We start from the raw sequence: 11315 nt of genomic DNA on the forward strand, positions 1-11315 counted from the left end.
CATGAATACCGCTTAAGATATATATAATATTTCGTTTTTTTATACATATTTTTTTTATATATATAAATTTTCTAATTTATTAAACTTATTCAGCGTCCTCAGCATAGCTCTGGTCACTTTGGGTATACCCCAAGGGAACCAGTTATTTTGCCCTTTAAACGTATTAATAGACCACTTAAAACAGACTGCTATAAAGCAACTACTTATATCAGACCGTTAAGCGAGTAATGCCTATCAAAAGTTATAAAACCAGTTTAAAGAAGTAAAAACCTAGCGCGGTGGCCAACAATGTCAATCCCACATGCAAACCAACCAATCCAAGACCGGCAAGCATACGTCCTGCATTTATCAAGCTAAAGACTTCAACGCTAAAAGTGCTAAAGGTGGTCAATCCGCCACAGAATCCAGTAATAACAAACATTTTTGCATTGACCGATAGCATGCTGCCGGTACGCTGAAACCATACCATAGCTAGACCTATCAGTAATCCTCCTAAAATATTGGCGCTTAGCGTCCCTATCGGAATCCAACTATGTAGCGGATTAAAGCGTCCCAGCCACGCACGCAGACAAGCGCCGATTGCTGCCCCTAAGCCGATGGCAAGCCATTGCATGATGTAATCCTTATTTTCTTAATAAATGCCATTCTAATAAGCAAAGAAATTATACGGCTGGCAACTCAGTCATCGGCCAACGCGGCACACAACTGACGGCCAAATCATCAGATTGTCCCGCCTGCAAACGCTCATACCCTGCATAGGCAATCATCGCCCCATTATCGGTACATAACGCTGGCGGTGCATAATGAACGGTGGCGTTTATTTTAGCGAGCTCACTCTCTAATGTCTCACGTAAATGGCTATTGGCACTGACACCACCAGCAATCACCAATCGGCTCATATTGGCTTGCTTGAGTGCTTTGACGCACTTTTTCACTAGCGTATCGACCACAGCGTGCTGAAAACTGGCAGCAATATCGGCGCGTACTTGTGGATCGCTATCGGACTGATTGCCTGAGCCGCCTGAGTATGGGGTATCTTTGATCAGATTATGTACCGCTGTTTTCATACCGCTAAACGAAAAGTCCAAGCCGCGATGCAGCATCGGTCTTGGTAGACTATAAGCATTTGGATTGCCTGTTTCAGCCAGTTTCGCGATATTAGGACCACCAGGGTAAGGCAGACCCAGCATTTTGGCAGCTTTATCAAAGCACTCGCCTGCTGCATCATCTATCGATTCACCTAATATCTCATATTGCCCAACACCATGAGCGGCAATCAGCAAGGTATGACCACCAGACACCAATAGCGAGACAAAAGGAAATGCGGGTGGGTTTGCGCCCATCAATGGTGCTAACAGATGCCCTTCCATATGATGAATACCAATTGCTGGAATATCCAAGCCATAAGCCAAGCTACGACCAAATAATGCACCGGTCATCAGCGCCCCGATGAGCCCTGGCCCTTTGGTATAGGCGATGGCATCAATTTCGCCTTTTTTTATATCACATTGTTCTAGCAGCTCGTTCAACAAAGGTACCAGCTTGCGAATATGATCGCGACTGGCGAGCTCGGGCACCACGCCGCCATAAAGCGCATGCAGCTCTATCTGTGAATACAGTACTTGACCAACCAAACCTTGATTGTCACTATCCAGCTGTTCACTGTCAAAAATCGCTAGCCCAGTCTCATCACAAGATGTCTCTAAACCCAATACTTTCATGTTTGTGCCTTTATTTCATCGCTTCGCTAAATAATATCATCGCCGTGCTAAATATTATTTTTTTAGGGCTAAATACTAGGGCATGTCCTCAATCTAAACAAAATCAATTAAATGGGTTAAAAATGGCTAAATCTTGCCAAACTGTGTCAAATAGCTGGCTAATATCTTGATATTATCTGTGCTATTTTCCTTGTTTGACTGCAATTTTTATTACCATTTTCAAAATGAGGACACGCCCTAATGTTAAAAATCGAAAATAGCTTTTGAAAAAGCCTAATAAGTAAAGTCAAAATCCTTTAAAAACGTGACGGCAGGTGATGTATCTATATTACTGTTCACTGATTGTATGTCGTTTTTGATCATATACTGTTTTGTATTTGCCATAAAAAAACCGCCACTGCAATCTTACAATGACGGTTATTCTATCAAATTTCAATCACTGATATTAGCTAACTGCCGCTACCATATAATCAACGGCTGCGTGAACTTGTGCTTCGCTAACCTCATCACTCGCCTGTGCTGGCATTTTGTTGAAGCCTTTAGCTGAATGCATATGCAGCGTATCTATGTCTTTGACAAGATGCGGCGCCCAATCGGTTTTATTACCGTATTTAGGTGCGTCCAACAAACCACCTTCATGACAAACTTTGCACTGCTTTTCATACAACTTCTCACCAGCATCAGCCGCTAACACTTCAGGCTCAGCCGCATCTTCAGCAGTCGCTTCTGCTGCTGCTTCTACTGGTACTTCGGTAGGTTCTGCTTCTACTTCAGGTTCTGGTGTGACCTCTTCTTCTACTACTTCGACAGGGACTTCAGGCTCCACGACCACAGTTTCAGTGTCGTTGGTAGCAGCTGGCTCTTCAGCAGCAGTATTGTCACCACCACTACAGGCACCAAGTGCTAATAAAGCACTAAGACCTAATGTTGACCACGTTAGTTTTCCCGCTATATTTAGCGATTTTTTATTCATACGTAATTGATTGATACTCATATTCATTCCTTTGCCGGTTGGGTTAAGTAAGCTATTTTTTGTTGATACTTTTTTATTCCATGCCTACCATCGTTGAGTTAACGATTTTTTGCTTACTCGATATTGAACAGCAGATCTTGCGACTGTTTCTGCATCTGTGTGTTTTACGTTAGCTGGCAGCGGCAACCATATAGTCAACTGCTGCATGGATTTGCTCTTCGGTGACGCCATTGGTTGCTTGAGCGGGCATTTGGTTAAAACCTTTGGCCGAGTGAGTATATAGGGTTTCTTTACCTTGAGTAATACGCGGTGCCCAGGCTTCTGCATCACCATATTTTGGCGCATCAAGTAAACCAGTGGCATGGCAAGCCATGCACTGATTATTATAAAGCTGCTCACCAGTATTGTCAGAGACATTAAGCGCTGCGCTATCAGTAGTATCTGACGTATCAGCAGCTACCTCTTCTTCACTTTCACTGCCTTCTTCGGTATTGGTCGTCGCGTCTGCTTCAACATCCGTAGCTGGCACCGCTGTTGTTTCTGGAAATTCCATATCTTCCGCTTCTGGCGCATTAGAGCGAGCAAGTTCTGACGCATCGTCGACTCTATCGACAGCCATGACTTTTCCTGACTCTGTGCCAGCGTCTTCTTTTTCACTGCTACAAGCACTTAAACTGATACCCATAGAGAGAATCAAGGTTGTCCATAATGCGGTATTAACTGCTGTTTTTTTCATGCCAATTTTCATTAAAAAAGATCCTCAATATAATAGCCATAAAAGCGTTGTAGCGTTTGGTTATAGCGTCTGATTGTCATCCCTGACCGAAACGTCAGACAGTAAACAAAACTTATCATAACATAGACTTAATATAAGTCGTTATTGCTGAGCAGGTGTTTTGTCCATAATTTATTGATTATTTGTTAAAATTTTATTAAAAATATTAACATTTCTATTTAAAATAAGACTCCATTAGTTGCATACTGCTAAGTTATCCTTGTTTGCAATAATTCAAAACAGATACGCTAAAGTCTTTGACTTTGCTGCTATTTTTAATTAAAATAGGCGCCCTTGTGCTATTGCGCAAGATTATCCTAGTTTGAGCTGATGCCAGTAATCTTGAGATATTACGGCTAAATACTAATACACAGCCAAACTAATGCCCTTATATCTCATCCTAATCGAGGAGTCTTCATGCCTGCAGTTAAGGTTAAAGAAAACGAACCAGTTGACATCGCTATCCGTCGTTTTAAACGTGCTTGTGAAAAAGCTGGTGTATTATCAGACGTACGTAAGCGTGAGTTTTATGAAAAACCAACGCAAGTACGCAAGCGTAAAAAAGCAGCTGCCGTAAAGCGTTATAAGAAAAAATTACAACGCGAAACTATTCGTACCACTCGTATGTACTAATCGACAATACGATTAGCTAAATACTAGCGCTACACTAACGCCACTGTTATCGATTGATATCAGTGGCGTTTTTTATGCTACAATTTTTTTATCACGCCCTAGGTAGGCGCTGTATAGAATTCAGCCCCTAATACTCAGCCCCTAACACCAAGTCTTTTTGCAGAAAAAATTATCAGCAGTTTATTATCTAAAGCTTTATCCATACTAATAAGGAATAATAACCGTGAGCCAACTTAAACAGACTCTATCAGACAGCATTAAAACGTCTATGAAAGCGCGTGAGCTTGAGCGTGTTAAAGTATTGCGCAACGTGCAAGCAGTCGTCAAGCAAATCGAGATTGACCGTCAAATAGAACTCGATGATGCAGCTGTTTTAGACGTGTTACAAAAACAGCTAAAACAGCGCCAAGAATCGCTTGGTATTTTTACAGAAAATGATCGTGATGACTTAGCCGCCAAAGAGCAGTTTGAAATCGATATCATCAATGAATTTATGCCCAAACAAATGGACAATGACGAGCTTGCTGCCTTGGTCAATGCAGAAATCGCGGCGCAAGGTGCCACTTCTATGCGTGATATGGGTAGCGTGATGGGTGTATTAAAGAATAAAACCGCGGGTCGCGCTGATCCTGCCCTCATCTCTAAGCTGGTAAAAGACGCTCTACAAGGCTAAAACCTATGATTCATTAGCCGATTTACAACAGTAGTGGCAGTTTAGAGATTGGTAAATTAAAAGCTGACACGTTAAAAAAACAACCGCCTAAGGCTCGAAGTCTTTGGCGGTTTTTACCGCTTTGATTTCGGCATTAATATTGGCAAGTAGTGGACGAGCACTATTGGCTTGCGCAGTCGTTTGCAGCTTCTCCGCCAGTTGCTTGGCTTGGGTCAATGAGGTCAGTGCGCGCTCATAACGACCACTCCACAGCTGGTCATGGCTGCGATAGCGCAGTGCATTAATAGTGGCAATGTTTTTTAGTGGTGTAGAATCGGTGGTTTTGGCCAGTTTTTCATTGGCCAATTGCAAACTTTGCCAAGCATAACGGTCACTTGGCTGCTGTTCGGTCAATGGTTTGAGTAGTGCCTGTGCTTTGATGGGCTGATTGCTATTGGTCAGTGCTTCAGCCAGATACAGACGCAGGTCACGGCGTTCAGGAGATAACCGCTGCTGGTTCTCTAATATCTCAGCAGCTTGTGACCACTTACCTTGTTCCGTCAAAATTTGACTATGGGTAATTGACAGTAAAGGCTCTAGTTTTTGACGCTGTACAGGCGATAGTTGATTAATCTCAGCCAGCACGTCGATAGCATCTGTAAAGCGCTGCTGCTCACCATACCAATGCATCAGAGCCAATTTAGCACCCACGCTATTTTTAGCGGCTGTCGTTAATTCTGTCTCAGAGGCATGCTTGCCAGTGCTTTGAACACGCCAATAGAGCAAATCAAATAACGCTTGATGGCGCTGCTGCCGATTCAATGACAATGGTGGATAGTGCTGCGCGCGACTCTGTGATTCACTTAAGCGCTCATTACTCAATGGATGCGAGCGTACAAAACTGGGTAAAAATCGATTTTCAACTTGATTCAGCTGGCTGCGTTGGTTCATCGTAGCGAAGAACCGTGGCATGGCTCTCGGGTCATAGCCCGCTTGGGTCATGATTTGCATCCCTACCCGATCAGCTTCGCGCTCATTACTACGGCTAAACGCCATGGTGTTATTCATCGTCACAGTTTGGCTGCCCATCATCACCGCCGCCGCTGCATCACCATCGACGGCTGACGCTGCAATCGCTGCTAGCATACCGCCTATCTGCATCAGCAGGGCTTTTTTGCGCTCATCAACACCACTCTCATAATGACGCTGGCTAATATGAGCGACTTCGTGGGCGACCACACTGGCCAGCTCATCCATACTGCTGGCGGCCAATATTGTCCCTGTATTGAGACCAATGACACCGCCTGGTGCTGCAAAAGCATTGATACTTGGGTTATCAATAATAACCAAGCCCATTGGTGCCTGCTGTCGTGCTTGGGCATTGAGGCGCCAGGTCATATTTTTGATCGTTTCTTGAATCCAAGGGTCGTGCTCCATCTTGGTGCGACCATTGACGTTGCGTAGCGACCATTCACCGAGCAGCTTATTTTGATATTGTTCCGCGAAGCTTAAGCTTTGCCCGCGCAAATTGGGTAAGTTTAAATCTTTTGAGCCTGTAGACTGCCATGAGTTATCATTGAATGCCGCGATTTGGTTACCGCTCGCACCTCTCATGTTGCCATCACTACTATTGGCAGTACTAGTCACTATCAGTAATACCGCTAACCCTCCCAGCCTAATAGCGCTCGACACGGCTATAGACAGAAGGCTTGTTTTGCCCTGAGACTTTCTATGCTGACACTTTTTATATTGGTACTTTTTATATTGATAAAAAGGCGATATCACCGCTCGCGAACGCGTGGCTTCCTCGTGTGTATTTGACTGGTGCATGAGCGCTCTACCAAGCATCGACTGTCTATTAGAGTGGTACAAGTGCGTATCCTATACAGGTGAGTAATGACAATGTTTTTTCGACTATACGAGCTTGTTTATATAAGGTCAATTCTAGTCTGTACTCGACTACCAATAACTCAGCTGCCCGTCACTATTGTGCAACATGGCTTTAGTCAATCCCATATAAAATGGATACGTTTATAATAAAGCAAATAGTAACCTGCTATTGCTATAAACTTTTCTTGCTTGCTGTTCGCAGGCGTGACAGAGGCGGCAAAAAATTTATAGCCAATAGCACTGTCTCGGTTGTAAAGTGAATCCACTATATATATGTGATTCTAGTGAACCGAACATGACGTTGATTATATTCAACTGCAATTGAATAGTGGCAATTTGCTATAATGGTGAACTGTAATACATGCTGCACAGCAAAATAACTGCTGTGTCATCGTGAAATGTTAAAACCAACGAATATGGCCAAGTGGTGCACTAATATATTCACTGATATTTTAAAGGTTACCTTTATGTCCGCTGATAGCCACTCCATCATGATACGAGCCTCTTACCCGATACTTTTATCAGAGCATTTACCTGAGGCAGAGCAGCAGTCGATTAGACCCCTGCTAGAATTGCTACCAGTAGATAGCGATAACAACAGTGTTGACGATGCTAACCTCAATGACACCACAAACGCAAAGCAACCTAGCCTCACTATCAAGCGTTTCGTCGATGGTCGCGGACTGGCTTGCCCGATGCCGTTATTAAAAACCAAGGTAGCGCTACGCGATGTTGGCCTTAATGAGTCTTTATACGTGGTCGCAACAGACCCCAACTCGCAAGCAGATATCAAGGCTTTTTGTCGACAAAGCCAGCAAACAGACACCGCAGAGCAACTGCTACTAACGCTACATAACTCCACTAAGCAGCCGCCTGCTGATAGCATATCATCACAGCGTTTTGATACAATATATCACTTCATCATTACCAAAACTGATAGCAACTAAGCATCGCTATCCTTTACAATTACAACTATAAAGATTTTATCTGACTATTTGCGTCACTATTTAACCAAGGTCAAGAATATGGCTAATACTTCTAATGATGCTGCAAAAACGAGTAAAAAAGACGATGCAGCTCCTGTAAAAAACGAAGCGCGTGATGCAGCATTGAAAGCTGCCGCACAGCGACCCCCTTATGATTCGAGTGCACTTGGTAATACCAGTACCCGTGATTTGGTGCCAGCGATGCCGACTCATTTATCAGCGCCTGGGGTCAATCTGGGTGCTTATATCAATACTGTGCATCAAATTCCTATCTTGACACCGACCCAAGAGCAAGAGCTGGCTCATCGCTATTATGATGAAGGCGATGTGGAAGCCGCGCGGCTGCTGGTGATGTCGCACCTGCGCTTTGTCATTCATATTGCCCGTAGTTATTCGGGCTATGGCTTGCCGCAAGCGGACTTAATTCAAGAAGGTAACTTAGGCTTGATGAAAGCGGTGAAACGCTTTGATCCCAATAAAGGCGTACGCTTGGTATCGTTTGCTGTGCATTGGATTAAGGCGGAGATTCATGAATTCGTGATTCGTAACTGGCGCATTGTGAAAGTCGCGACGACCAAGGCCCATCGTAAGCTATTCTTTAATTTACGCAGTCTTAAAAAAACCAATAACCAGCTGACATTAGAAGAAGCCGATGCGATTGCCAACGATTTAAACGTGACGCGCAAGCAAGTGTTAGAGATGGAGTCGCGCTTGACCTCTTATGATGCTTCATTTGAAGCGCAATCTAGCGATGATGATGATGGACGTTATGCGCCGCAGCTGTTTTTAGAGGATGGTATTGATCCTGCTGAGCAGCTAGAAGAAGCAGACTGGGAAGAAAATAACTCATCAGCGTTGATAGCAGCCATGGATACCCTCGATGACCGTTCACGCGATATCGTCGAGCAGCGTTGGCTGTCTGAGCAAAAATCAACCTTGCATGAATTGGCAGCGGTCTATTCTATCTCTGCCGAGCGTGTACGCCAAATCGAAAAAAATGCCATGGACAAAATTCGCGATGCCATGACTATTGATAGCGTTATTTTGCCAGATGACATTCAATAGCTGTTATTTTCAGTCGCAGTGATATGGTCGATACCAAATAAAATACATACACGACATTATGATGCGTGACTGGTAAAAAATTTTCTTGCCTGCTGTGCCTACGCCGACAGAGGCTACAAAAAATTGATAGCAGTCCCACTGCATCTCCTTTATATTGACCTGACTATATTCCAGTCGCGTGTACCCTTTAAATAAAGCGTTCTTAAATAAAGCGCCTTTAAATAATACGAGTTTGCCATGTTAAATTGGATAGGTATTGCAGCGATTAATATGGCCATCGCCGTGGCTTTGGGCGCCTTTGGCGCGCATGGTCTAACAAACATCGCCAGCACTCAACAACTCGAATGGTGGCATACCGCAACCCTGTATTTATTTGTCCATGGTCTTGGCCTACTGCTGGTTGGCCTATTGATTCGACTCAAATATGCCACTCAAACCACTGCATGGCTATTGCAAATAGGTATTTTAATATTTGCGGGTAGCTTATATGCGATGACGCTTGGCGCGCCGCTTTGGTTTGGAGCAATTACCCCTATCGGTGGCGTTCTGATGATTGCAGGTTGGCTATGGTTGGCGCTGTCGGCATTTAAACTCAATAACTCGGCGATGAAATAACCGATTGCTAATAAAAGAAATGTCAAATACCACCTGAATGGTGACAATGCTGCAAAAAGTAATCTTGATTGATAATGTTGGTTAATTAAGGAGTATATTTTATGAGCAATATCAGTGTGAACGGTAAAAACCTACAGACCACTCACCAGACGGTACAAATGGTCGTCAATGAGCTTGGACTCAGTAAAGGACGTTATGCCGTAGAAGTGGACGGTGACCTTATCCCAAAAAGTGAGCTTGATAAAATGCATATTGTTGAAGGTATGAGCATCGAAGTAGTACAAGCAGTTGGTGGTGGTTAAGCGTTTTTCTACGCTCAAAGAGGCTGGTAGTGTTAAGTTCACTATAGTCGATTTTCTAAAGAAGCGGACAATAAAAAAGACCTCAACGTCTCGTACGTTTGAGGTCTTTTTCCTTTTTATATGTTTGGTTTAGAGATATCTAAAGATATGGTCATTGATACTATTTGTTATTATATTAGCCAGCAGCCATTTATCCTCAAACACCCTAAACATACATTATAAAATCAAACTGCAGGAGCTGCATCTGCTGTCGTCAGCTCTTCATAGCGTCCATCACGCCCTGCACCCTGTGTCTTTTTACTCTCCATTTTGGTTTTATATTTGCGTACTTGTCTATCAAGTTTGTCTGCCATCTCATTGATAGCTTTATACATATCATCGTCAAGCGCTTGGACAAACATCTCTTTACCCGAGACTCGCATAATCGCTTCAGCTTTATGACTTTTTTTACCACCGTCACTTGCGCCGCTGTTATCTAGCGATAATATCACTTTAATACTTTGAATCTGATCGAAGTGACGCTCTACTTTTTCAAGCTTTTCACGAACTGCTGTGTCCATTGCATCGGTAATACTGATATGGTGACCACTGATAGAAACATTCATATTATTGTCCTTTTATCGTTGCTTACATTGATACTTACAGTCAACAGATGAGTGAGCATTCCTGCTTTTATCATCCTACGTTACCAATAACTGCCCTCGTTTTTTTATTAACCAAGGCTTTATAACCAGTGCCTTTAGCAAAATGTAAACGTACCATTCTCTCATCTCTTTAATTATTGAAGTGATTAAATATGCTAAATCGACACTTGGATTTTGTTGTTGGTATGACTCTAATTTGTCATGAAAATTGAATAGTAGCAAGCCAGTAAGTTGTAATTAAATGTAATAAAAGCAGTTGTTTCTTCAATGTTTCTATATAATCAAAAAATTTTATTTTTTATTTTTGAAATAGAATTATTGATGATGCTGTCAGTTAGTTGATAACCTATTGAATTAAGACACTAATATTTCTTTTTGCGCTGGGTAGATGAACCAATATTCATTGCTTCACGATATTTGGCCACTGTTCTTCTGGCGATATCGATACCTTCTATTAATAAAAAATCTTTTATTCGACTGTCGGAGAATGGTTTTTTCGGATTTTCATCGGTGATGAGCTGCTTAATCATAGCGCTAATGGCAGTCGATGAGATGTCACCATCTGTGCTGCTGACGTGGGATGAAAAGAAGTACTTGAGGGAGAATAACCCTTGCGGGGTCAAAATGGTCTTACTCGTGGTGAGCCGCGAGACGGTAGATTCATGCAAGTCAACTTCTTCGGCGATTACCTTTAATATAAGTGGTTGCATGGCAGTCGCACCATACTGCAGAAATTGTTGCTGATAGCGCACAATACTCGTCGCCACTTTTAATAGGTTTTGATTGCGCTCTTCAATACTGCGAATAAACAAGCGTGCATCGGTAAGATTTTCGCGCAGATATTGATTATCGGGGCTGTCATCACCTCGCTTAACCAAGTTGGCATATTCTTGATTAACCCGTAGCTTTGGCAGGGTGTCAGGGTTGAGGCGCACATACCAGCCATCGTCTTGTGTTTCCATAAATGTGGTGACATTACCGTCGCGGCGACGAGTAGGCGTGACTGTAGTGGCATAATAAAATTGGACAGCTTCTAAGAGGTTATAATAACCCAAAGAA

Annotated in this window: 13 protein-coding genes; 6 read left to right on the forward strand and 7 right to left on the reverse strand. The window is 43.0% G+C overall.

Going from position 1 to position 11315, the window contains the following annotated elements:
- Nucleotides 1–241: 241 nt before the first annotated feature.
- The 4 genes from crcB to EI162_RS06985 all read right to left on the reverse strand — a co-directional run bounded on the left by crcB (nt 242) and on the right by EI162_RS06985 (nt 3430).
- A complete protein-coding gene (gene crcB / locus EI162_RS06970; protein WP_192523658.1) occupies nt 242–613 on the reverse strand; it encodes a fluoride efflux transporter CrcB in 372 nt (123 codons plus the stop codon).
- 49 nt (nt 614–662) lie between these two features.
- Nucleotides 663–1721, reverse strand: a complete 1059-nt coding sequence (tsaD, locus tag EI162_RS06975; protein ID WP_192523659.1) for a tRNA (adenosine(37)-N6)-threonylcarbamoyltransferase complex transferase subunit TsaD — start codon at nt 1719–1721, stop codon at nt 663–665.
- 445 nt (nt 1722–2166) lie between these two features.
- Nucleotides 2167–2715: a c-type cytochrome gene (locus tag EI162_RS06980; protein ID WP_192523660.1), complete on the reverse strand. Its 549-nt coding sequence runs from the start codon at nt 2713–2715 to the stop codon at nt 2167–2169.
- Between the two features lie 148 nt (nt 2716–2863).
- On the reverse strand, nt 2864–3430 hold the full coding sequence (locus tag EI162_RS06985) for a c-type cytochrome (RefSeq protein WP_225735380.1): 567 nt from the start codon (nt 3428–3430) through the stop codon (nt 2864–2866).
- A 456-nt stretch (nt 3431–3886) separates the two neighbouring features.
- Here EI162_RS06985 and rpsU point away from each other — a divergent pair, with 456 nt between their 5' ends.
- Both rpsU and EI162_RS06995 read left to right on the forward strand, forming a co-directional pair.
- Nucleotides 3887–4102 (forward strand): 30S ribosomal protein S21, encoded by a 216-nt coding sequence (rpsU, locus tag EI162_RS06990; protein ID WP_010195908.1) that lies wholly within the window; start codon nt 3887–3889, stop codon nt 4100–4102.
- 223 nt (nt 4103–4325) lie between these two features.
- A complete protein-coding gene (locus EI162_RS06995; RefSeq protein WP_192523662.1) occupies nt 4326–4775 on the forward strand; it encodes a GatB/YqeY domain-containing protein in 450 nt (149 codons plus the stop codon).
- Between the two features lie 87 nt (nt 4776–4862).
- Here the strand turns inward: EI162_RS06995 and EI162_RS07000 are convergent, their stop codons facing one another.
- Nucleotides 4863–6626, reverse strand: coding sequence for a M48 family metalloprotease (locus EI162_RS07000; RefSeq protein ID WP_225736923.1), 1764 nt, complete (start codon nt 6624–6626; stop codon nt 4863–4865).
- Nucleotides 6627–7111: 485 nt separating this feature from the next.
- Between EI162_RS07000 and EI162_RS07005 the strand changes: the two genes are divergently transcribed.
- The 4 genes from EI162_RS07005 (at nt 7112) to thiS (ending at nt 9612) form a co-directional block, all read left to right on the forward strand.
- Entirely contained in the window at nt 7112–7591 is a 480-nt protein-coding gene (locus EI162_RS07005; protein WP_192523663.1) for a sulfurtransferase TusA family protein, read from the forward strand.
- 240 nt (nt 7592–7831) lie between these two features.
- Nucleotides 7832–8695: an RNA polymerase sigma factor RpoH gene (rpoH, locus tag EI162_RS07010; RefSeq protein WP_225735374.1), complete on the forward strand. Its 864-nt coding sequence runs from the start codon at nt 7832–7834 to the stop codon at nt 8693–8695.
- 237 nt (nt 8696–8932) lie between these two features.
- Nucleotides 8933–9310, forward strand: coding sequence for a DUF423 domain-containing protein (locus tag EI162_RS07015; RefSeq protein ID WP_192523665.1), 378 nt, complete (start codon nt 8933–8935; stop codon nt 9308–9310).
- Nucleotides 9311–9411: 101 nt separating this feature from the next.
- Nucleotides 9412–9612, forward strand: a complete 201-nt coding sequence (thiS, locus tag EI162_RS07020) for a sulfur carrier protein ThiS (RefSeq protein ID WP_192523666.1) — start codon at nt 9412–9414, stop codon at nt 9610–9612.
- 224 nt (nt 9613–9836) lie between these two features.
- On the opposite strand, the gene hpf is transcribed toward thiS, so the two are convergent.
- Nucleotides 9837–10217 carry a ribosome hibernation-promoting factor, HPF/YfiA family gene (gene hpf, locus EI162_RS07025; RefSeq protein ID WP_192523667.1) on the reverse strand — a complete coding sequence of 127 codons (381 nt, stop codon included), beginning with the start codon at nt 10215–10217 and terminating at the stop codon, nt 9837–9839.
- A 401-nt stretch (nt 10218–10618) separates the two neighbouring features.
- The coding region (locus EI162_RS07030) for an RNA polymerase sigma-54 factor (protein ID WP_413038381.1) at nt 10619–11315 on the reverse strand (697 nt) is incomplete at its 5' end.

Origin of the sequence: Psychrobacter sp. FME6 (assembly GCF_014861365.1) — a bacterium.
Lineage (GTDB): Bacteria > Pseudomonadota > Gammaproteobacteria > Pseudomonadales > Moraxellaceae > Psychrobacter.